Source organism: Paenibacillus sp. V4I7 (genome assembly GCF_030817275.1).
GTDB lineage: Bacteria > Bacillota > Bacilli > Paenibacillales > NBRC-103111 > Paenibacillus_E.
The window spans coordinates 4,820,022-4,842,990 of the sequence record NZ_JAUSZD010000002.1 but is presented as its reverse complement, the minus strand read 5'-3'; the positions used below and the strand labels follow the sequence as shown (position 1 = coordinate 4,842,990).

Sequence of the window (22,969 nt, the reverse complement as noted above, 5' to 3'; positions counted from 1 at the left end):
TGGAGTCGTGGGGAAAAAAGCCATATTAATTGGAGCTTTGGATACGAAAGGGCTCGAATTTCAATTCGTGAAAGATGCGCTGCAAGCGTGTGGAACGGATACCTTTGTTATCGATACCGGCGTGCTGGGAGATCCTTTGTTCGAGCCGGATGTCTCCGCAGATGAAGTAGCAAGAGCAGGAGGATCCAGCATAGAGGAACTGCGAACGCAGAACGACCGTGGAACAGCTGTTGCTGTTATGACCCAAGGTGCAGCAAATATCGCGGTTCAATTAGAGAAGAAGGGGATAGTCGGCGGTATGTTAGGGATGGGCGGGACTGCAGGAACAACGGTAGCTGCTTCAGCCATGCAGGCTCTTCCTATCGGCGTGCCGAAGCTGCTTGTTTCTACCGTTGCATCTGGGAATACAAGGCCCTATGTGGGCGTAAAGGACATTATGATGATGTACTCCGTTGTAGACATCGCCGGCATTAACCGACTGTCCCGGCGAATATTAAGCAATGCTGCCTATGCATTAGCCGGGATGATTCGGCACACAGGGTTGGAGCAGGAGACAGCGGATGAGAAAGTCACGCTGGGCATCACAATGTTCGGAGTGACAACGCCATGCGCGACCCGCGTGAGGGAAATCCTGGAGAAGAAGGGCTACGATCTGCTTGTATTCCATGCGACCGGAACAGGCGGCCTTGCGATGGAGGAGTTGATCAAGGCCGGTTATATTAAGGGTGTTGCTGACATTACTACCACAGAATTAGCCGATGAGTTGGTCGGCGGCATTTTTAGTGCCGGACCTAACCGTCTAGAAGCTGCGGGTGCTGCCGGAATTCCGCAGGTTGTCTCGGTGGGAGCGCTCGATATGGTCAATTTCGGGCCTCCAGACACCGTCCCGGCACCATTCAAAGAGCGAATCTTTTACCAGCATAACCCGACCACAACATTGATGAGAACGACGGTTTCAGAGAACCGCGAATTGGGACGGATTTTGGCTGATAAGTTGAATAAAGGCACAGCACCGACCATCGTCGTGTTCCCGAAAGCCGGAGTTTCCTTGCTGGACATAGCAGGAAAGGCATTTGAAGGAAAGGAAGAGCGATGCGCCCTGTACGAAGGAATCAAGCAGCACCTTCGTTCAGACATTCCTATGATTGAAATGGAACAAGACATCAATGGTCCTGCAGTCGCAGACGTGATTGCAGAGCATTTACTCAAGTTGTTGGAACATAAGAAAGAAGGGTAGATTAAACGATGGCGATACCGAGACAAGAAATAGTAAACCGATTGCGTTCTCAAGTGGAACAAGGCCTTTTCATCGTTGGCGCTGGGGCTGGAACAGGTTTATCGGCAAAATGTGCTGAAGCGGGCGGTGTAGATATGATCATCATCTATAATTCGGGCAGGTACCGGATGGCAGGCCGAGGTTCATTAGCCGGATTGATGCCGTATGGAGATGCCAACCAAATCGTAGTTGAAATGGGAGGCGAGGTTCTTCCTATTGTCGAGGATACACCTGTGCTGGCAGGGGTTTGCGGCACAGATCCGTTCCGTCTGATGGATGTCTATTTGAAGCAGTTGAAAGAAATGGGCTTCTCCGGCGTTCAAAACTTCCCGACGGTAGGTCTGATCGACGGGACGTTCCGGCAAAATTTAGAAGAAACCGGGATGGGATATAGCTTGGAAGTGGAGATGATCCGTAAAGCTCATGAATTGGATTTATTGACTACTCCATACGTTTTCAACGAAGAGGATGCCATCGTAATGGCTAGGGCTGGAGCGGATGTGCTTGTTGCGCATGTTGGTCTGACGACCAAAGGAAGCATAGGAGCGAAGACGGCATTATCGCTCGATGAATCGGCTGACCTCGTTCAGCGCATCTATGATGCCGGGAAAAGCGTGAATCCGGATATACTGGTTATCTGTCATGGCGGTCCGATCTCGGAGCCGGAGGACGTAGACTACGTTCTTAGCAAAACCAAAGGGATTGCCGGATTTTTCGGAGCATCCAGCGTAGAACGGCTTCCTACTGAAATAGCGATCACCGAGCAGGTGAAAAAATTTAAAAGTTTAAGCAAAAAATAATGGGTAGACATACCCGGAATCGTCGTCCTATATACTTTATGGGGCGATTTTTGTAATTTAAGTGGACAATTTGGTTAAGGAGGGTATTCGATGAATCTTGAAGAACAAAGTAAATTAAACAGAATAGTTCGTGATTTAGGCATTGAAAACATAGTGGACTTATTAATTGAACAAATTCCTGGGTCAGATTTAAATACTCTGTTACTCGAAGCATTTAGAAGAAAAACAAAGAAATCATCTGCCAGCGACTTACTAAGAAGATACGAAGCAAACACATTTGTGCAAGCAGCAAGAGTTAATCCAATAGAGTTAAAACAACTAGAACTAGATACACTGAAAATAGCTCAAAATCACTCATATATTCCTTTGCAAATGTCGCCTGTAGCGCCTTTGGGTTCTTGTTCAATAGTAGCTGCGGTGGACCAAAATAAGATCATATCAGCGCTGAGAGGTACGGAAGTAGTTGCGGATGCTACAAACCTCTTAGCCTTACATATCAGCGATTGCTTAAAGTCAGGAAAATTGAACAATGAAGATGATTTTATTAGATTTTGCACGACTCATAGACATGTAAGGGCACAAAATACTCATAAAGTCCCAGGAATATTATCCCATTTTCAATTGTTTTGTATGGTTACATCCGGTAAAGATAAGGGATCTTACTCCTTTGAAAAGCAATCATTTTGGGAGCACATTAACGTTTATAAAGACATTTTCCAAACGTTGTTTCGTTCAGATTTGGAAGTTGTACTTAGCGTTCGTAGTGGATATAAGGATTCTGAAGGGCTAGTTCAAAGGATATTGCTATACGGAGAAGAGAAATCGATGCATGTCGTTACATCCGAAGGCTCAACGAATACTGAAAATCAATACTACAAAGGACTACAGTTTACCATTATTGCAACTATCAATGGACAAGTACTCAAGATAGGAGACGGGGGAATCGTTGATTGGCCCCAACAGTTATTAGGAAACAAGAAAGAACGGATGATGATAAGTGCCATCGGTTTAGATAGATTGCTGTTATAGTGAATAAACTCCTCCTGTTGACGATTACACAGTGTATCGTTATGATAAACATAGTTGAACAATATGAAATAGGAGATCTCTGAAGATGCAACTTGGGGATAAAATTAAGAAGCTGCGGAAAGAACAAAATTGGAATTTGACAGAGATTGCCGATATTTGCGGGTTTTCTAAAAGCTTGTTGTCCAAAATAGAAAACGGGAAGACGATGCCGCCTATTTCAACCCTGATCAAGATCGCCGACGCATTAGGAACTACAGTCTCAATTCTTTTGGATGATCAACAGCAATCAGGCACGATTCATACAACAAAAGAAAAAAGCCAATCCAAATTAGTGAAAACGGAAAAAGGCTATTCCTTTTTCGCATTTGCCGTTGAGCGCGGAGACAAGCTTATGCAGCCGTTTCTATTTGTCTCAAGGAAAGATGAACATGACAGCAGACATATTTTCAGTCACAATGGGGAAGAGTTTATATTTATTCTCGAGGGCCAAATGAAATATAAAGTCGGAAACGTAGAATATACCTTGGGTCCGGGAGACAGTCTGTATTTCGATTCGATAGAAAAGCATACCATAAGTCCAATTACGAGCGAAGTAAAGTATGTAGCTGTGTTTACCCAATCCAAGTTGGGTACTAAGATGTAGCCTTGAGCCATGCAACCATCGGAAGACGTATTGGATTAGGTGCAGATCAATATTGAGGACAGTGACTTTTGTAAGAAACATGGGCATTCAATCCGTGAAGATGTGCTGGTTTTTTGCACTTCAAAAATATTATTTTGAAGTAACAAATAAAGTCTTGAAGTAGACAATAATGTTTTGAAGTAGACAATAATGTTTTGAAGTAATTAGGCGTTCACTCTACTGGGTGAACGCTTTTTTATAGCAGGGTGGAGGAGGTGTCTTTCTTTGTTAGGCGGGGTTGTCATATGACGGCCACCCCTTATTGCTTCAGCATGCTCATACCCGGTTGACGGGCACATTGTACATATCAATTCCACAGCAACTTCAATATCGTTAAATGGAATATGTTCATTTTTAATGATCTGATGTGTTTCGTGGCCCTTTCCTGCAATAATAATACAATCGTTTGCATCCGTGGCGAATTCAATTGCTTTTCGAATGGCTTCTCTTCGATCCGGAATCGTAATGTAACGGTCTTCTGATATGTTGTTTGACCTAAGGCCTTCAAGTATGTCATTGATAATGGTATTTGGGTTTTCCGAGCGTGGGTTATCCGATGTGAAAATAGCTTTATCCGAATAAGTAACTGCAATATTACCCATAATAGGACGTTTAAACTTATCCCGATCACCTTCGCAACCTACAACACAATACAATTTCCCCTTAGTAAGTTCTCTTGCAGTTTTTAATACATTTTCTAATCCGTTCGGATTGTGAGCGTAATCCACGATTAATGAAAAATTTTGTCCGGCAAATACGGGTTGGAATCTTCCATCAACCCCATGAAATGCTTCCAAGCTATTTTTAATACCCTCTAATGGAATATGTTCAACAATTCCTACGGATATTGCTGCAAGCGCATTATATACATTAAATTTCCCGAGAAGTTTCAAATGGATTGTCATACTTCCTATTAAAGTATCAACAGTCAAAAAGGTGCCTTCTGTTCTTAATTCGATATCTCTTGCTTGCACATCTGCTTTAGCTTCAATTCCGTAAGTTAAGACTTGAACAGCTGATTTTTTAGCCAAATTTTTAGAAGCAGGGTCATCGGCATTTAATACTGCAAATTTAGGTTCATCTGTGTAAGTATTTCCCATTTGGGAAAAAAGCAAAGATTTAGCATCAAGATAATTTTCTAAGGTTTGATGATAATCCAAATGATCGTGCGTTAAATTTGTAAAAACAGCTGTTTTAAAGTTACAGCCTCTAACCCTCCCCATTTCCAGAGAATGAGAGGATACTTCAAGGACGGCATACTGGGCTTTTAACTCTAACATCATGTTAAAATATCTTTGAATTTCAATCGCTTCTGGCGTTGTATTAACTGTTTTTTCAACAAAATCGCCAACTTTCGTATACAGAGTACCGATAAGTCCGGCTTTTTTTCCGTTGTCCGATAACATTTTTTCAATTAAATGGGTTGTAGTTGTTTTTCCATTCGTGCCTGTAATACCAATCAGCTTTAACGGATTCGAACATTGACCATAATAATAATCAGATATAATTGCCATCGCTCTCCTGGTATCTGGGACATGAATAAGCGTAACACCAGGAGGACATTTCACTTCAATTTCTACTAATATCGAAATAGCTCCATTGGAAATCGCTTCAGTGATAAACTGATGCCCATCCATTTGAGTTCCCGTCAAACAAATAAATAATCCGTCAGGTTTTATTTTTCGAGAGTCGATTGCGATATTTGTAATTTCTATATTAGTAGTGTCGCCTTTTATTTGCTTTACAAATAACCGTTCTAATAGAGCAGTGAGCTTCAACGAGGTCCCCCCTTATAATGTATCCATGTATATGTTTTGCAATTAGTTGAAAATAATTCATAATATTATATGGACAGCGGGGGCTTATTTGACGCGAGGCTTTATCTTCTCAGCTCTAATTTAATAGATTCATCATCAAAGTACTAAAATAAAACCAAGCAGCAAAAAAAGGCATCCAATTACTCCTAATGGATGCCTTTTAATATAAATCTGACTCAGCTAAAGGTTAGATGCTTTTTTATCACATTCAAATAATTCCTTCTAATGAACAAGAAATAAACGATCTGAAGGAGCAAGAAGATGCCCATAACGGTAACCGCTGCTGCGCCGACTTCTATTTTAAATAGCCTTTGCAGAGCTCCTAAAGCAACGGCGGAATGCATGGTTGCCACGATGTACGGAAACAAGAACAATACGCCAATTTCGATCGAAACAACTTTTTTTATTTCTTTAAACGTTACACCGATTTTATGCAATTGCTTATATTTCTGTTTATCGGTTTCCTGATCCATGTAAAATTTGTTGTAGATAAAGCTTCCTGAAGCCACGAAGAAGATGATGCCTAAGAATATCGATAAGAACATAATCGTGCCGTATGCTCTTTTTTCAGTTTCATAAATATGGGATTTGGACAAAAATAGCGAAGTCTGATTATCTCCATATTTCTTCTCATATTCGTCATAGACGACATAAGTGCCGGACCAATCCTTGACATGAAACTCATACTGAGGCTGGGATTCTTCTGTGGCTTCAATGCGATCAAATAGCCGATCGTCAACGACATATATCGCATAAAATTGATCATGCAATAGCTTCGCACGTATTTCTTCTGTTATTCGGATGCTATTTCCTTCAATCGCTAGGCGGTTTATGCCGTCGTTTTCCTCGGGGGGTACGATTATAATCGCTTCTTGTTCACGGATAGACACGGTTTTCAAGTTTAATTGCTTGGCGAATTGATTATAAACGCTTGCTTTCATTAAGGGTAAACCAGACCCGTCCTCTTGGATAAGATATTTAATGTCTACAACTATTTTTTCATATGGAAAATGGTTTTTCTTTAACTGATCTTCAATAAATCGGATCTCCTCAGCGGCGGAAGGATTTTTACCGAAAATTTGATAAGTAAAAGCCAGCGGATGTCGCTCTTCTATATCATTTAATGTATTCGTCCAAAAGGCATAGGAGGCGCCGCTCAATATTACAGCAGCTGTAGATGTGATGGTAATGATGAAAAACATCCTGGCATTGTCCCGTATTCGATAGAACAAATTGGATACCCAGATCAGATTGGTGTTTCTTAAATAATAGGACCTGTTCTTTTTTAATAAAGCGATCGCAAAAACGCTGAACTGCGAAAATAACAAATAAGTAGCTATGACGACCATGCCTATAATAAATAAAATAAAATTCCCTAGATTTCCTTTTATTGGAACAAATGATAATGCATATCCGGCAATTAGTAGAAGGAAGCCAAAAACCGCAATAAGTTGAGAAAATTTAGGAGCGGGCTTAGGGGCCTTCGTTGCTTTAAGCAGACGTAAGATATCTTTTTCCTTTACGATCCATGATGTGAATAATGAGACGAACATGCCGAGCAGCAAGAAGCATACAAGCGTAATAAGAATCGCTTTTATCGGAAAATAAAACGGCAAGGAAGGAAGCCTCAGCAGCTTCTCGATGATCGTCAAAAATAGTTTTGAGAACACCAGACCCGTAACGATGCCGCCGATTGTTGCCGCGACACTGATGATCATATTTTCAATGGAGATCATCTTGAGAAGCTGCCTCCTCGATGTGCCTAGCATATATAGGATGCCGAATTCCTTATACCTCTTTTTTAATAATACACTGATCGAATAAAAGACAAAGAAAAACAAAAATAAATAGGCAATCATTTCCGCACCCAAAAGGGATACCTTGATATAGGATTTGAATGTTCCTTTATCGGGGTGAAGAATAAACGTGGTCAGAGAGAAAAATAAGGTAACGGATATAATTGTACTTAAGAAATAAGCGAAATAGGCCTTTCCGTTGCGCAGGACATTTCTCGTCGCAAACTGTTTAAACTCCATGAGCAGCTCCTCCTAAAAGCGAAAGTACATCGATGATCTGTTGATAGAACAGCAGCCTGCTCCCTCCGCTATGAATTTCATTATAGATGGTGCCGTCTTTAATAAATATGATCCGGCCGCAATAACTGGCTGCCACAGGGTCATGCGTCACCATAATCGTGGTCAGCTGCTGTTCTTTATTGATCTTCTCAAAAAGTTCCATGACGGTTCTTGCTGTTTTGGAGTCCAAATTTCCGGTTGGTTCATCTGCCAAGAGGAGAGAGGGATTATGAATGATGGCTCTGGCAATAGCCGCTCTTTGAGCTTCGCCTCCGGAGACTTCATAGGTTCTTTTGTCCAGCAGATGCTCTATGCGCAGAGTTTTGGCGATTCTGTGCAGTCTTCTATCCTGCTCTGTAACCGAGATCCCATCCAAGGTAAGGGGCAAAACCACATTCTCTCCAATGGTTAAAGTATCGAGCAAGTTAAAATCTTGAAATACAAAACCAAGCTCCCTGCGTCTAAAGAGAGCTAGTTTATCTCCCTTAAAATGTAACGGATTGAGACCTTTAATCAGAATGTCTCCTGTTGTGGGTTGATCGACCGTAGAGATCATATTTAACAACGTAGTCTTGCCGCTGCCCGATGGTCCCATCACTCCGACAAATTCTCCAGGTTCAATGGAAAAGCTTATTTGATTTAAAGCATGATACATCACTTCTTTGCCGTAGGTTTTACTTAAATGGCTGACTTTTAACATTTCCATTACAACGACTCCTTTTTATTTGGCTTTCATATACACAATACTTCGTCACATCCCTTTAAGCGATTCATCTTTCTTACTCGATTCTTACATTGTTGTAAGGTTGGAAGTAAGCAAAAAGAACATGCATTAGGAATAAGGCACGTTCTTGATGGTATTAGTTATGATCCGTTTGGATATGTTCAAACAGAATACTGACTTTTGTACCTCGGTTCACTTCGGATTGAATATAAATCTTATGATTTAAGTTTTCGCATATCTTTTTTGCAAGATACAGACCCATTCCCGTAGATTCTCCCAAGATTCTTCCGTTTTCACCGGTAAAGAAAGGATGAAAGACTCTCCTAATATCCTTAGGATGTATGCCAATGCCCTCATCTACGACTTCCAGCACAGTATGATCTTCTGTTTTATAGGCGGAAACAGTCAAATATTTTCCTTTTCCCTTGGAATATTTGATGCCGTTTGTTATCAATTGCTCGATTACAAATTTTATCCATTTTACATCGGTGTAAACCTCAATGGTGTCGTCGACGTCTGCTTTAGGCAACATATGATTTTTAATGAACAGCTTTTTTTCTTGGCTGATGCTGTCCAAAATTAACGGCTTCAAGCGTATCCTTTCGATAACAAAGTCTCTTTCAAAAGCATCGATCCGCGCATAATATAAGGCCATATTCAGGCCCTTTTCCATTTTATAAACCTCTTCGCTCATACCGTGCGCATAAGGTTCGCCTGCGTGGGCTTCAAGCTGAAGCCGGATGACCGAAAGCGGTGTTTTCATTTGATGCACCCATTGATTGATAAAGGTTAAATGCTCTTGATGGTTTTTGTTGATTTGCTGCATGTTCCTTTCGTATAATCGGTATTGCTGCTTTAATAGAGCAGATATATGGTGGCCCCAAAAGGAATCACCTTGATCCAAGGAGGATTCCTCGATGGCATCGAAGTTACTATCTAGTAATACATAGACGTTTTTAGTATTAACATATTTCCAGCCTAAAAAAACAAGAAGAATAAAAGAATTGAATAAGAAAGCGTATAAAACATCTAAAAAAGTAAAATCGCTCGCAAGGAAACAATAAAAAGTGGTTAAACTCACGGAAAAATAATAAATAACGATATAACTCTTGTGCTCCTTTAAAAATAAACTCATATGACATCACCTCCTACCAGCTCTTGTTTAATTTGTAGCCCATGCCTCTTATCGTTTCGACCCCATTCTCAATATCAAGGTCTTGCAGTTTTTTTCTTAGCCTTGTGACATTTACGTTGAGCGTGTTTTCTTCAACAAAATCGGAGTGATCCCACATTTGTTCCAAGAGATAGTTTCGGTTAACCACCTTAGGGTAAGTCTGAATCAGACTTTCGAGCAAAATTGCTTCTTTTTTAGTCAGAATGGCAGTCTTTCCTTGAAACTCCAGATCTAATCTTTCCGGGTATAATTTTAATCCTTCCCATTCGATTACCCGCTCGCCTATAGCATGGGCATAATCTCCAAAGACCCGTCTAATATGGCTGTTTATTTTGGCCATCACTACCTCGTAAGAGAATGGTTTCGTAATATAGTCATCCGCACCGTTTTCAAGAGCTCTCACTTGATCTATCCCGCTCTCTCTAGCGGATATAAAAAGTATAGGAACCTTGGATGTTTCCCGTATCCTCCTACACCAATAAAATCCATCAAACTTAGGCAAATTAACATCTAGCAGGACGAGATGAGGTTTGAGGAGATGAAATTCTTCCATTATGCTTTCAAAGTTTTCCGCAACTGTTGCTGAAAGTCCATATTTTTCAATATGTTCTTTAAGTAGACGACTTATTGATAGATCATCTTCAATAATATAAATCGTATATTTCATAACAAACGTCGCCTCCAAGTTTAGGAACACTGATATTTGATTACTTGTAAAACAATGTCACTCCATTTTATCATTTTAACCAATCGACTTAACAATCTTAAGATCCTGCCTTTTTCCACCCATCCATTTTAAAATTTTGATTTACCATGAATGCTTCCCAAAAAGGGAGCGACAATCTGTGATGCACCGTGGTCGTTGGAGTCAGACTAATGGATGGACTCTAAGGCACTTAGTTCATCGACCTTCCTCTCCCAGCCATAGTAGCAGTATTGACGGATTTCTAAACATTTTCATCATCTATGGTTCAGCGTTTGCGCTGCATGGATGGCTAACGGGAAACTATAGCTAAATAAACATCAAGGGAAGGCTGCCACAGCATAGAACGGGTAGCCTTCTCAGCTATTGGGCAGGTTAGTTCCAATGACTGGGGGGAAAGCACCATTATTTGGTACAATCTTGCAAATTAGATATAATGATACCTAAGGATATTAAGGAGGCCCCCCACTTTACCCAACGGACCTGGCAAATTACTTAATGTCCTGCCCATCATGAAAAAGTCCGCTATCGATGATTTTAGCGGTGGACATACGCAACTGAGTTTTATGGTTATTCCGCGTCTGCCCGATAGTATAGAGAAGTTAAAATTCAGATTGATTCCACATGCTCATCCAATGGAGTCTCCGCCTAAAGACATAATTTTAGACAAAGAGATATCATTTGAATGAATACGCTAACGGGGGAGGGGATTATCCATATGCATTTCACCAAAAAATCAGTAACCGTCTATCTTATCTCTGGTCCACTTGGTGTAGGGAAATCAACCGTCTCCAAGACTCTGGCCAACACGATGAACCAATGTGTGTTGATTGAAGGTGATCTGCTTCTCCATGTTTACCGAGGGGAGACCGAGCCGACCTGGGAGGAACGACTCCGACTGGCTTGGCTTAATATTGCTGCGGTGACGCGGAATTTTCTCCTGGACGGGCTAGACGTGGTTATCGATTTCGTCGTCGAAGATGAACTGCAATGGTTCTTTGACCAACTATCGGACCTCGAGGCGACGCTACACTATGTTGTGCTGCACGCGGAACCGAACACCCTTACCGCTCGACTCCATCAGCGAGGAGATGCACAATATATCCACCGTTCGCTCTTCCTTCGGAACAAGTTGATGGCATCGCCGACCAATGAGCCATTTCTGCTGGATACCGATCGTAAGCAGCCGGATGAACTTGCTGAGGAAATCATTAATAATTCCAGATTTCGGATACACTTGAAGTGAGAAAATTATTTTGTGACAATTGAGGTAACGGATTACGTTTTGCTCATTAATGACACGAAGGCAGCCATCGAGATTAAAAACAAGCGCATTGCCATCACATCCTACCAGTTCTTGTTTAATTTGTAGCCCTTGCCTCTGTTCGTTTCGATCCCATTATCAATGTCAAGGTCTTGCAGTTTTTTTCTTAACATTGTGACATTTACGTTAAGGGTGTTTTCTTCAACGAAATCGGAGTGATCCCACATCTTTTCCAGAAGATAGTTTCTGTTAACAATCTTAGGGTTTATCTGAATCAAACTTTTGAGCAAGTTAGCTTCTTTTCTTGTAAGAATCGAAGTCTTGTCTTTAATTTCCTCCTGTTATCCAATTTATGGGGATGATTAATTCCAAAAGACCGTTCGACTCCTTAACATATCGCAGGAATGTCGGTTGTTGAAATCCCACGTTTTGCAGGCTAGGCATTAGTAGCCCCTGTACTACGTAAAAAGGCCGGTCAATTGACCAGCCTTACAGTAAGGAGTATTCCACTTCATTGTATCCTTTACACTCGAAGTACTTTTACCATTAACCGTTTAATTGCACCAATAAATCGGAATTTTGTCCATGAATGAGAAACAAAAATCGTATACATCCCTAGTCGATTTCCACCCCATAAATCAGTAATAATACCATTGCCAATAACGGCTGTCTCATTTTTTCGGGTCCCGAGTATATCCAAAGCAGCCATAAATGCTTTTTTCTTCGGTTTACTCGCTTCGAACAAAGCCGGAATCTCATTAACCAGCTCGGTTCCTTGAGCAGGAGGCTTACTGTTTGAGACAATAATTAACTTTATCGAATATCGGGACTTAAAGTCTTTCAACCATTTCTTCATCGAATCCGATGCAGAAACAGAATTCTTCGGAATTAATGTATTACTCCAGTTAAATATTATTCCTTTAATTCCTGCTCGCAGCAGCTTGTCTCCGTCTATGTCATAAATTGATCGCACAGTTTGTGAAGGCTTGAAAATAGGCATAAGCTTCCTCCGTTATATTTAATTACAAACAAAAGCTGGTCCAAGTCGTGTATAGTTTTCCTTTACCTTCACTTTTAATACCTTTTTCCGTCAGATCCTGAAATTGCTATTAAGTAAGTACAGAAGGGCCGGACTTGATGCCGATGCCTAGTTGGTGAAAACATTATTTGTGATTGCTACTACCATTGTTGATTCAGCTAACGGAAAACGATAGCTAATAATGATACGTTGGCAGCCGTCCAGAACGAATCGGCTGCCTTTATTCACCTCACAGGCAGAAGAGCGGAATAATCAAATTTATTTAAACTCACCCTTAAATCAGTTGGTTTATTACCCTTATAATATTTGGTAAAAGAAGAAAGAAGCGATGACTCAATGTTGACAGAAAGTCCTAGCAATTACGTCTACGATATCGGCTTGCCGTACAGTCCGCGAATACCTATTTTCAAGCAGGCTTTACAGTAGTAGTTCAAGACGTCGTGGTTGGACCAATGTTGAATGATTTTATATCCTATATCCAAAGCCGACCTTTTTATGTGGTGGTTCTTTGTCCAAATTCGTCAGTTGTCACACTAAGGGAATCTGCCCGTATTAAAAAAGGATATGGTGTTTGGACTGTTGAAGGATTGGATAGTCTGTTGCGAAATGAAACACCTCGAATCGGAATGTGGTTGGACTCATCTGAATTGACCCCTGAAGAAACTGTTAATGAAATTATTACGAGATTGCAAGATGAGGCACTTCTAAGTTAAGAGATGGAACTAACGGAAACGATAGTTAAACTTAAAGGGGTCCACATATAGAAAATAAAGTTCTAGACTGGAAATAGCCTGTTATCCTGTTTGTTGCTAACAACCGCTGAATATGGTTATGATACTGAATTGACAGTTAGAGCAGTCAATTCAACGTATAAATTATGAGGAGGCTCGTTATCTATGTTACACTCCATGCGTTTAAGATAAGCTGGCAATAAAAAAGCGGATTTTTTATCCACACTTGTGGGCTTTTTTTGAGCTGCTTATTTTTACGTATGTAGACATAGATCGCGATTTGGATAGCTGTTTTGCTATGCCTTCTATCGCCGTGTTCTCTCACGTGATAAATGCAGATCTAAGCCCGCATTTGTGGACTTGGATCTGTATTTTTTATTGCCAAAAAAGAATCAGACAATAAAAAATACGGGGAGAATGAACATGAAACAACAAAATTGGAAGCGAAGTTTCTTTACAATATGGGCAGGTCAGGCGGTTTCACTGATTACTAGCTCTGTCCTGCAAATGGCGATTATTTGGTATCTAACCGACACTACAGGATCAGCAATGGTGCTCTCGATGGCGACAATGGTAGGTTTTTTACCTCAAGCCATTTTGGGAACAATGATTGGCGTATTGGTTGATCGTTGGAATAGAAAACTGATTATGATCGGTGCAGACCTTATTATTGCTGCCGCAGGTGCTGCCTTGGCTGTGGTCGCAATCACAATCGACCTGCCAATATGGGTCGTGATGATCGTTTTATTTATCCGTAGTATCGGAACAGCATTTCACACGCCTGCTTTGAGTGCAGTAACACCTTTGTTGGTACCAGAGGATCAACTGACGAAGTGCGCTGGATACAGCCAATCGGTACAGTCGGTAAGCTATATTCTAAGCCCTGCAATTGGAGCTTTTCTATATGCAACATGGGAACTAAACGCAATTATTGCCATTGATGTGTTGGGTGCATTGATCGCCTGTATCACTGTGGCGATGGTTGTTATTCCAAAGCAAATGACGCAAGGTGAAAGTGTTAAAAGTAACTTTTTCGAAGAAGCAATAGAAGGTTATCGTACATTTAGGGAATCGAAGGGATTATTTGCATTGCTTTGGATTGGCGCGCTATATGCGTTTGTCTTTATGCCTATCAATGCCTTGTTCCCTTTAATGAGTATGAGCTATTTCGGAGGGACGGCGACCCATGCTTCTATTGTTGAAATCGTCTTTGCAGTTGGAATGTTGGTTGGAGGCTTGTTGCTTGGTGTTTGGGGCGGATTAAAAAACCGTGCACTGAGCATTATTTTTTCCATTTCCTTGATGGGGATTACATTATTCATTTCTGGCTTGTTGCCGATAAATGGCTTCCTTATCTTTGTACTGTGCAGTGCCTTGATGGGCTTTTCAAGCCCATTTTATAGCGGTGTACAGATGGCTCTCATTCAAGAAAAAATTCAACCTGAGTATTTAGGGCGGGTATTTGGGCTATTGGGCAGCATTACGTCCTTTGCCATGCCGATCGGTTTAATCGTTTCTGGGATTTTTGCCGATCGAATTGGAATTAATACGTGGTTTATGTTATCGGGGGTTTGCATCATAGCAATTGCACTTCTATGTGTGTTGCTGCCCTCTATCCGACATTTAGATAAATAAAAGGAGAAGCGAGCTAAAACTATGCGATATATGCATTGTTATAATCCTCACTTCGTAAATCGCAGGCTATCGCGCTTATCTTTTACAACAAAGGTTGGTTGGTCTACCACCATTGGAATCATTTTTTTATGGCTACATTGCGTTATTTAATGCCGCTGATTTTGATTATGTTGTACGACCGCTGGGAATCGGGTTAAACCAGATAAATCTACATCTCCAGAAACTATGTCATTAAGTTCTAACGGGACACTATAGTCGGATCAGGTAATGTTTAACTCCGAATTGTTGGACAGAATGGATTTGCAAAGCATCGGCAGATATTGAACATGTGGTTGTTAACCGATCCGATTGTAGGGTGGTTAACCCACGGCTCGACTTCATGGGAAAACCCCGCTCATTGAGACTCATTGAGTGGGGTTTTGAATTTTGTACGGCTAAATTGCAGAAGAAGTGTTATAAGAAGCATCGAAGGAATTGATATTTCTCTCGAGTTTTTTTGATGTATAGTAAAGAAACACTACGAATGATGTCGAAAAGGGGAATTGGCATGAGCTTCGTTCAACGGGCAGGATACTTTAGTAATAATAGCTTTTTACCATTATGTTCCTTGCGTTTTCGAGTATTATTAATTGTAGAGTTTAATCAAAAATGGAGGGTTGTTTATTGAAATTTGAGAGGGAAATTGAGAATGCTATTACTTGGGCAAGAAACCACATGGATTCGAAGGATTACCGGCTTCGGTGTCTCGCTTTCGTTGAAGACGCTTATGAAAGAAGCAACGGGATTGAGATGTGGGGAGGCGACGATGCTAGCGAGTCGGCTGAACTTTACGAAGTTCATAAGAATATGGGTTCTCCGCCTAAAGGAGCTTTTGTTTTCTATTACTGCTCAGGTTTAGTCGAAGGTGAGCTTAAAAATTGGGGACACGTAGCTTTATCTTTGGGGAATGAAGATGCAATACACGCTTGGGATAAAGTAAGAATAGATAACTATTTAGAAATTGAAAATCTCAAGCCAGCACCAGGATGGACCCAACCCAAGTTTATTGGATGGGCTCCTGTTGAAAGGGTATTAACTGGAATACAGAAGAAGCAGTGGGATTGAGATGTTTAAGCTGATACGACGGAGAACTATAGCTCGTCTAGAACGAAATGAGGTTGCGCATTTTACAAAGAAATTTAATAGGAAGTTCTATGAAGAGGCAACCTTTTTATCGTCATTGACGAATACATCAAACGGATGGAGAATGAGGTGCTTCTATTTTCTTCTATTTTCTTCTATTTGCTTCTAGGAAGACTGGGTTACCTATACGAAGGGTGCAAGCGGTCTGGATGAAATAGGTTACGCACTCTAAAAGGTAAACAATGGAGGCATTTATATGTTAAGCAAAGCGACTGGCGTATGCCTTTTAATGTCTATGCTGATGTTCACAGCCTGTACGAATGTCGAAGGTCCATTACAGTCGCAGGTAGCAGTAACAAATTCGCCCGCTAAAATAGGAACAGAAGAGGGGAAATCAAATTTGTTAGCTGTTACTGAAAACAAAGGGAATTCGTGTCAATTAATACTTGACAAAGAACTACTGAAGACAGCCGAAAAAGGACAACTTAAAGGTATTAAAGCAAATTTATCTTCTTCTAAGAATGAACTAGAAAAATCGTATGGAAAACCTGATGTAATAGGGTTTGAAAATGCGGAATATTTAAAATATGATAACTGCTATTTCTATATATGGGGTGAAAATAAGATCGGTGTAATAGATATAAAAATCAATTTTTCAGTAGAAAAGGTTAAAGAGGTTTTGGGAAAACCTGATTTCGAAGGTAGTCCTGATGCTGGATTTGACGAATATGGACTTGGATATAAAACAGAAGAATATTATTTATATTTTAAATATCACGACAAGGAATCAACCGTAGGGGTATTTCGATTTAAAAAGCTTTAATAACTTATTGCTGATTGTACTAACTGCTTCGTATAGAGGGCGGTTCCCATTGGAGCTGTCTTTTTCTTTTTTGCGAGCGCACAATAGTTTTTGCAGTGAGAGCTGTTCGGTCTACTGGCGGTGAAGTCTTACGAAAGCCCGGCAGAGGACACCGGAAGTATATGAAGGGACTTGCGCGGGGAACATTAGTGAGTGAGGAAACAGATTTACGTAAGGAATATAATGACATTTCAACTTTTACCTAGAAAGGAATGATCAGGATAATGCATATCAGAATGAACTGGGGGAAGCTCGGTTTAGCGTTCTTCTTGATCTTCTCGCTGCCGCTTCCTGATTCGTCCTTCGGGAAGACGGACGAATCGATTCAAACGTTCTATCAGAGCTCCAAATCAGGTAAACTCATCAACTTTGTCGGAGATAGTACGACAGAAGCGGCGCAGGGACTATTTGAACAGCTGGCAGAGATCTATGGGGCTCCCGGAGGCGTTCTGGAAGGGGCACGAATTCGCAACCGCGGCTCCAGCGGCAATACGCTGCATCATTTTGTTAACCAAATCGCTACCCACGGCAATACGCTCGACAATGTGATTCAAGACCAGGCAGACTTGTATGTCGTTTCTTATGGGATCAACGACATTCGGGAAAGCAGCCCTATGCAGATTAAAGCCGATCTGAAGCTTGTCGTGGACAGGCTCTTGAAGGAAACTCACGGTGGGGTGCTGCTGCGCATACCGAATCCATTCTTGTCAGTGAATCGCTGGAGCTATATTCATCTAGATATTGAGAACGCGCAGCTTTACTCCGATCAACTTTGGGATGTGTATTATAGCTTCCGGGACTATGATCCACGCGTCGATATTCTCGATATCCCCAGCCTCGTATTTGGACGTCAGGTTCGGCCGGAGCATCCTTTCATGCAGGATACAATCCATCCGAATGAAGCAGGCTACCGGGCGATCGCCGATGCAGTCGCTCAGAAAATATCCGGCCAGCTGGTCAAGCCGAATTCAGAGGCTTTAAAACTAAATTGACCGTTTCGCTAATTATGAATTCTGAAATACATGAGGCTGGCGATGACATGTGAAGTTGCCATTTGAGCATCGAGAGTAGACCAGATGCTCAAATGGACTTGGAGTATCATTTTAAGAATTTGGACCCTTCTGGTAAAAGAGCATCCTTATCGACCGCAATTACGCCCACCCCACCGGGGATATATACAGCCCTTGTATCTTCATCAACATTTATATAGCGGCCAGGAACATAAATGCCATGGACAAAGGTGTGGATTAAGTTATTTTTAAAAATGTAAGTGGGTGTAACTCCAGTTTCGGTTGCGGCGGCGCTTATGGCGCTCGGAGCCATTAAGCTAGAACATGCAAGAAGCAATGCTAACTTTGTTTTAAGGGATCTCATACTGCATCACACTCCCAACAGTAAGATTTGATGTACTGTAAAGATCATATGTAATTAATTGGGAATTCTGAACATCAAATCAAAAAAAGAATCATGCAGAATTAACGTTTAGGGTCTCATTCTGCCCACAAGAATTCTGTATCCAGTTGGAATGACGATAGAACAAAAACGGCCTAAGCTAACGCAGAACTTTAGTTCAATACTGAACGATCAATCGGATAGCCCTTCTGAGCTATCGGGTTATTTATGATGTCTACGTTGCTTCGTGTACACAACCCCAAAAAATTCGGCGAGAGCCTATCGTTAATAAAATCTTAACAATAAATAAACTGATTTTTATGACTATTCAGATATAATGTTGGTATGAACAGTATGTTTAGGAGATGTGGTTTATGTACTACTGTATTTCCTGTGAAAAAAAGCATGAATTAATGGAGATAAGTTTTCAGAACTGGTTTTATGTTTTATGAAGGTAAGAAAACCCCATTAGGTATCTGCTATTCCCTATTGATGACATTTCGTGGGCACACATTGATAACTCGAGACGATGTTGTGAATGAGGTACAGGAGCGTGGATAAAACATATCAACAAAGAGTGAATTGCTATTACAGGGTATGAGTCCTTGATCAAGCAGTAAAACAACAGGAATGATTGAATAGGTTAAGTAAAAAAGCCACTCTCGTTTCAAGCTGAAAGAGAGCGGCTTATTTCAGTATCTCATAGAATGTCTTTCTACGAAATAGTTCGTGTTACAATACTAGAGAAAGGAAAGGGGATACTTGAATGTCATTGAATTTGACTGAACGCGTAAAACATACGCAAAAAAAATTGAGGTTACTGACCATTTCGAGTGTACTTACAGAGTTTGACTGCCATATAATGGGGTTGGATGAGAGTAAAAGAAAGCTGAAATATGAAAAGATGGCAGTTAGTCCTTTTCAATTTTATCGCGGTAGTAGCTATTTATTTTATTTTGACACGGGCCGAGAATGGTTCCCTTATCATAGTTCACCACAGCGACCGACGTGGATCCAAGGAGATTTGCACTTCGAGAATTTCGGAGCTTTTCGCAGCGAAACAGGGCGTATTGTCTTTGATGTTAACGATTTCGACGAAGGCTATACGGGGTCGTATTTGAATGACCTGTTGAGGTTGTGTGTGAGCATTGCTTTAGTAAGCCGAATGAAGGAGTTTGGGCTCGATGTTCAAAAGGATCTTCTCGATGAATACTTATCGGCTTATGTGAAGCAAATTCGAAAATTTGCGAAGCGCAAAGAAGATCCGCATGACGTCGTCTACGATGAGAGAGTGACCAATGGTCCAATTCGCAAGCTTCTGAAAAAGATGGAGAAGCGAGTAGAAAGTCATCTTCTCGAAGGGCTAACTGTGTTACAAGAGGGAGGTCGCCAATTCATCTGGACGGAGGAAATTCAGCAGCCTACTGCTCAGGAGCGGGACATGCTCATATCGGGTTGGAACGATTATTTGAGTACCTTGAATTCAAAAACGAAGAAGCCGGATAGCTATTACCAAATCAAAGATATCGCAGTGAAGTACGGTTCAGGTACTGCCTCTATTGGTCTTACCCGTTTCTATGTACTGATTGAAGGAGCAGCAGGTCCGCAAGCACTCGACGATATCATCATTGAGGTGAAGGAAGTGCGGGCTCCAGTGCCGTCTTACTTTATGCCATATAATGAGCTCTTCTGGTCAGAGTACGCCCATCAAGGCAAGCGTGTGATTATGACGCAGCAGGCGATGCATCACGAAGCTGATCCGTTTCTTGGTTTTATGACGATGGAAGGCCGGCACTTCTACGCTCGCGAGCGTTCCCCATTCAAAAAGAAGCTAAAGCTCGAAAAGATTGAATCCTTTGATGATTGGCAGAGCGTCATCAGTTGCATGGGAGAGATTACAGCCAAAATGCACGCTCGCGCTGATGTCGATGTGCAGCATGGCATCTTGTCTCACCACAGCGAGGACGAGATCGTACAAGCGATTGGTGCAGATACAGATGCATTTCGTGAGTACTTAGCCAATTGGGCTATTTCTTATGCTCATCAAGTAGAAGATGATTATGTGCTGTTTATCGAATGGTTGGAGCAAAGGGCTACTTGAGCTCGTAATCCCGTTAACATACAGATATTTTGGCTAGCCAAACAGAACAATTTAACCTTAGGACATTCCTTGTAGACGGCACCGTATCCATTGAAGATACATTTTCATTAGTTGAAAAACATTTTCAGTTGAATAAAAAGAGAATTATCTCTTACGCAACATTATCGGTTGATGCACCTTTTGTCCGCAAATATTCCGACCATTAATCAATCCATTGTTCCAGGGCGTAACAAATCACGTATACATAAAGGCATTAATTTCGATACGTTTGCACTTTTCCTCGGCGGTTGCCTTCCAATGACATACGTCCAATCAAGTACTATGTACCGAGCGTATATTTATAACGTAGTGAAAAATCAATGAGGGGAATGAGAAAACATGAGCGGAGTAGGTTATGGCCAGAACGTAGCATTTATCTTGGTTCTTTTTATTCTTTTGGTAATCATCACAGCAGCTTTTGCAATTTAATCCAACTACAAAAAGAATATCGATAAAAAAACAAAGACGGCCCTATCGCGAGGATGTGAATACAGGCCGTTTTTTCTCATTGTTCTTATCATAAAAAAGTCACCCTTATCTTATAAATCTATTCCAAGAATTTAAGATATTTTGGGATTAATTAAAGTTGAAATATTCCGCTAACGGGGATCAATAGCAGAGGATTACAAAGGCGGCCTAACATCTGGATGTTGCTGGATTATTCGGGCCAGATAACGTACTGAGATTTCCCGGTGACTGGTCGATTGCCCACCTTTACAATTACTCAAACTCTAGTTAACATTCTGCTGACAAGCTATTACTATAGTTAACTAAGTATTACTAGACAATTTTCGACTCGATTTTGATCGATTAACCAGATTGGAAGGGAGGGATGAAGAGCTGAAGAGCTGTATTATAAAGCTTTAATGATTTACCGTATTGAAGTATTTCGGAGTGGTTAAACTCCCATTTCATTCTAAAAATTAGCACGAAAGGAAAAATAAAACATATGAATAAGTTTGTCAGCAAAGCAAGAAAAGCAACCCAGAGCATGGCAAATGGGAGAAGTTTTACAAGGCCGACTGGCTGACCAATATCGAGATACGGTTCATAATGTGGATACGCTAAGACGGTTTCTTCGGATGCACGGAGATAGTCCGGACTTTTTCTTATGGTATAAGGAATTCCTCATGCCTGAAACGGAAAAACACATTTATTTGGAAAATACGCACCGTAATCCTCTCTCAGACGACGAACTGGCCGCACGATTAAAGCAAAGATTTTTGAAGAATAAAGCAGGGGAGTTCCGTTAATATAGATGGCGGCAAAGGCGCAGCGCTGTAAAATAGTCTCGACGATATAGCCCTTTATTTCATGATGGAACTCATGAATAAAGGTTTTTTTCTATACTTTACAAAGGAAATGATTTAATTGTTTGGGTAATCAACTAGAATAATCACATTTATACTAGGAGTAGTGCTGTCGTGTTGTAAATTTAAATTTGCAAGCGTTTTCTTAAATAAGGAGGAACTTGACTGTGGGTTCATTATGCGAAAAGCATCAAGGTCTTTTTGATATCGGCGCTGCTGTCACACCTCAGACGATTCACTCTCAGCTTGACTTACTCAGAAGACATTATAATAGTGTAACCGCTGAGAATCAGATGAAATTCGCAGAAATTCATCCGGAGCGAGAGCGATATTCGTTTGATGAGGCGGATAAGATCGTGAAATACGCCCTAAGCGAAGGCAAGAAGGTGCGCGGTCATACGCTCGTTTGGCACAACCAAACGCCAGATTGGGTATTTGAAGGAGAAGACGGGGAATCGGCAACCCGTGAGCAGCTCCTGACAGAAATGGAGCGACACATACATAACGTTGTAACACGCTACAAAGGCGCCGTATATGCCTGGGATGTCGTCAATGAAGCGATTGAAGATTCTACGGACATCTACCTGCGCAAATCGAAATGGCTGGAGCTTATAGGAGAAGACTACATCGCAAAAGCATTCGAATATGCGCACCGTGCAGATCCTAATGCATTATTGTTCTATAATGACTACAATGAGACAAATCCAGTAAAACGCGAGAAAATTTATACGCTCGTCAAAACGTTGAAGGAACAGGGCACTCCTATACACGGAATAGGTATGCAGGGACATTGGAATATTCATGGTCCATCACTTGACGAAATTCGTGATACGATTGAACGTTACGCATCACTTGGTGTAAAGCTTCATATTACAGAGCTAGATTTATCTGTTTTCGAGCATAATGACAGACGTACGGATTTAACCGAGCCTACGGCAGAAATGCTCCTGATGCAAGCGGAGCGCTATGAGCAGATTTTCAATCTGTTCCGAGCCTACCGAGAATCTATTACTTCTGTTACTTTCTGGGGAGCGGCCGACGATCATACTTGGTTAGACCATTTTCCTGTGAAGAATAGGAAAAATTGGCCCTTTCTTTTTGATTGCAAGCAACAGCCAAAGAAAGCTTATTATCGTGTTATAAAATGAAGAAATCAAAAGAAGTTCTTTCATTTTAGAATTGCCTGATTGCTTG

General features: G+C 41.1%; 20 protein-coding genes and 1 pseudogene. 13 read left to right on the top strand and 8 right to left on the bottom strand.

Features of this window, described 5'->3' with window-relative positions; translation table 11 throughout:
- Positions 1–7 precede the first annotated feature (7 nt).
- The 4 genes from QFZ80_RS23020 to QFZ80_RS23005 all read left to right on the top strand — a co-directional run bounded on the left by QFZ80_RS23020 (position 8) and on the right by QFZ80_RS23005 (position 3,748).
- Complete coding sequence (locus QFZ80_RS23020) at positions 8–1,237, top strand: Tm-1-like ATP-binding domain-containing protein (RefSeq protein WP_307561239.1); 1,230 nt, start codon at positions 8–10, stop codon at positions 1,235–1,237.
- Positions 1,238–1,245: 8 nt separating this feature from the next.
- Positions 1,246–2,076, top strand: coding sequence for a phosphoenolpyruvate hydrolase family protein (locus tag QFZ80_RS23015; RefSeq protein ID WP_307553799.1), 831 nt, complete (start codon positions 1,246–1,248; stop codon positions 2,074–2,076).
- 90 nt (positions 2,077–2,166) lie between these two features.
- On the top strand, positions 2,167–3,105 hold the full coding sequence (locus tag QFZ80_RS23010) for a hypothetical protein (protein WP_307561237.1): 939 nt from the start codon (positions 2,167–2,169) through the stop codon (positions 3,103–3,105).
- Between the two features lie 85 nt (positions 3,106–3,190).
- Positions 3,191–3,748 carry a helix-turn-helix domain-containing protein gene (locus QFZ80_RS23005; RefSeq protein WP_047675026.1) on the top strand — a complete coding sequence of 186 codons (558 nt, stop codon included), beginning with the start codon at positions 3,191–3,193 and terminating at the stop codon, positions 3,746–3,748.
- A gap of 203 nt (positions 3,749–3,951) precedes the next feature.
- Here the strand turns inward: QFZ80_RS23005 and QFZ80_RS23000 are convergent, their stop codons facing one another.
- The 5 genes from QFZ80_RS23000 to QFZ80_RS22980 all read right to left on the bottom strand — a co-directional run bounded on the left by QFZ80_RS23000 (position 3,952) and on the right by QFZ80_RS22980 (position 10,244).
- The gene (locus QFZ80_RS23000; RefSeq protein ID WP_307561235.1) at positions 3,952–5,565 is read right to left on the bottom strand and encodes a UDP-N-acetylmuramoyl-L-alanyl-D-glutamate--2,6-diaminopimelate ligase; all 1,614 of its coding nucleotides are present in this window, start codon (positions 5,563–5,565) and stop codon (positions 3,952–3,954) included.
- Positions 5,566–5,780: 215 nt separating this feature from the next.
- The gene (locus tag QFZ80_RS22995; RefSeq protein WP_307553806.1) at positions 5,781–7,640 is read right to left on the bottom strand and encodes an ABC transporter permease; all 1,860 of its coding nucleotides are present in this window, start codon (positions 7,638–7,640) and stop codon (positions 5,781–5,783) included.
- Positions 7,630–8,385 carry an ABC transporter ATP-binding protein gene (locus QFZ80_RS22990; protein WP_307553807.1) on the bottom strand — a complete coding sequence of 252 codons (756 nt, stop codon included), beginning with the start codon at positions 8,383–8,385 and terminating at the stop codon, positions 7,630–7,632. Before QFZ80_RS22990 ends, QFZ80_RS22995 begins: the two co-directional genes overlap by 11 nt.
- 154 nt (positions 8,386–8,539) lie before the next feature.
- Positions 8,540–9,538 (bottom strand): sensor histidine kinase, encoded by a 999-nt coding sequence (locus QFZ80_RS22985; RefSeq protein WP_307553809.1) that lies wholly within the window; start codon positions 9,536–9,538, stop codon positions 8,540–8,542.
- Between the two features lie 13 nt (positions 9,539–9,551).
- Positions 9,552–10,244 (bottom strand): response regulator transcription factor, encoded by a 693-nt coding sequence (locus QFZ80_RS22980; RefSeq protein ID WP_307553811.1) that lies wholly within the window; start codon positions 10,242–10,244, stop codon positions 9,552–9,554.
- Between the two features lie 754 nt (positions 10,245–10,998).
- On the opposite strand from QFZ80_RS22980, the gene QFZ80_RS22975 reads away from it, so the two are divergent.
- Positions 10,999–11,526, top strand: a complete 528-nt coding sequence (locus QFZ80_RS22975; protein ID WP_307553813.1) for a P-loop nucleotide/nucleoside kinase family protein — start codon at positions 10,999–11,001, stop codon at positions 11,524–11,526.
- A 101-nt stretch (positions 11,527–11,627) separates the two neighbouring features.
- Here the strand turns inward: QFZ80_RS22975 and QFZ80_RS39130 are convergent, their stop codons facing one another.
- Together QFZ80_RS39130 and QFZ80_RS22970 are read right to left on the bottom strand one after the other, a co-directional pair.
- Positions 11,628–11,858 (bottom strand): winged helix-turn-helix domain-containing protein, encoded by a 231-nt coding sequence (locus tag QFZ80_RS39130; protein WP_373460430.1) that lies wholly within the window; start codon positions 11,856–11,858, stop codon positions 11,628–11,630.
- Between the two features lie 209 nt (positions 11,859–12,067).
- Positions 12,068–12,544: a YqeG family HAD IIIA-type phosphatase gene (locus tag QFZ80_RS22970; protein ID WP_307553814.1), complete on the bottom strand. Its 477-nt coding sequence runs from the start codon at positions 12,542–12,544 to the stop codon at positions 12,068–12,070.
- Positions 12,545–13,737: 1,193 nt separating this feature from the next.
- Here QFZ80_RS22970 and QFZ80_RS22965 point away from each other — a divergent pair.
- From QFZ80_RS22965 to QFZ80_RS22950, 4 genes are all read left to right on the top strand, one after another.
- A complete protein-coding gene (locus QFZ80_RS22965) occupies positions 13,738–14,949 on the top strand; it encodes an MFS transporter (RefSeq protein ID WP_307561232.1) in 1,212 nt (403 codons plus the stop codon).
- A 663-nt stretch (positions 14,950–15,612) separates the two neighbouring features.
- Positions 15,613–16,053: a C40 family peptidase gene (locus QFZ80_RS22960; RefSeq protein ID WP_307561231.1), complete on the top strand. Its 441-nt coding sequence runs from the start codon at positions 15,613–15,615 to the stop codon at positions 16,051–16,053.
- Positions 16,054–16,327: 274 nt separating this feature from the next.
- The gene (locus tag QFZ80_RS22955) at positions 16,328–16,894 is read left to right on the top strand and encodes a DUF4309 domain-containing protein (protein WP_307561229.1); all 567 of its coding nucleotides are present in this window, start codon (positions 16,328–16,330) and stop codon (positions 16,892–16,894) included.
- A 263-nt stretch (positions 16,895–17,157) separates the two neighbouring features.
- Positions 17,158–17,925, top strand: a complete 768-nt coding sequence (locus tag QFZ80_RS22950; protein ID WP_307561227.1) for an SGNH/GDSL hydrolase family protein — start codon at positions 17,158–17,160, stop codon at positions 17,923–17,925.
- Between the two features lie 106 nt (positions 17,926–18,031).
- On the opposite strand, the gene QFZ80_RS22945 is transcribed toward QFZ80_RS22950, so the two are convergent.
- Complete coding sequence (locus tag QFZ80_RS22945; protein WP_307561224.1) at positions 18,032–18,307, bottom strand: hypothetical protein; 276 nt, start codon at positions 18,305–18,307, stop codon at positions 18,032–18,034.
- 784 nt (positions 18,308–19,091) lie between these two features.
- Here QFZ80_RS22945 and QFZ80_RS22940 point away from each other — a divergent pair.
- The 4 genes and pseudogenes from QFZ80_RS22940 (at position 19,092) to QFZ80_RS22925 (ending at position 22,923) form a co-directional block, all read left to right on the top strand.
- The gene (locus QFZ80_RS22940; RefSeq protein WP_307561222.1) at positions 19,092–20,426 is read left to right on the top strand and encodes a DUF2252 domain-containing protein; all 1,335 of its coding nucleotides are present in this window, start codon (positions 19,092–19,094) and stop codon (positions 20,424–20,426) included.
- A gap of 378 nt (positions 20,427–20,804) precedes the next feature.
- Positions 20,805–20,894, top strand: a complete 90-nt coding sequence (locus tag QFZ80_RS22935; protein WP_307553829.1) for a YjcZ family sporulation protein — start codon at positions 20,805–20,807, stop codon at positions 20,892–20,894.
- Positions 20,895–21,452: 558 nt separating this feature from the next.
- Positions 21,453–21,718: pseudogene (locus tag QFZ80_RS22930) on the top strand (hypothetical protein); the annotation flags it as partial.
- A 224-nt stretch (positions 21,719–21,942) separates the two neighbouring features.
- The gene (locus QFZ80_RS22925; protein WP_307553830.1) at positions 21,943–22,923 is read left to right on the top strand and encodes an endo-1,4-beta-xylanase; all 981 of its coding nucleotides are present in this window, start codon (positions 21,943–21,945) and stop codon (positions 22,921–22,923) included.
- Positions 22,924–22,969 lie beyond the last annotated feature (46 nt).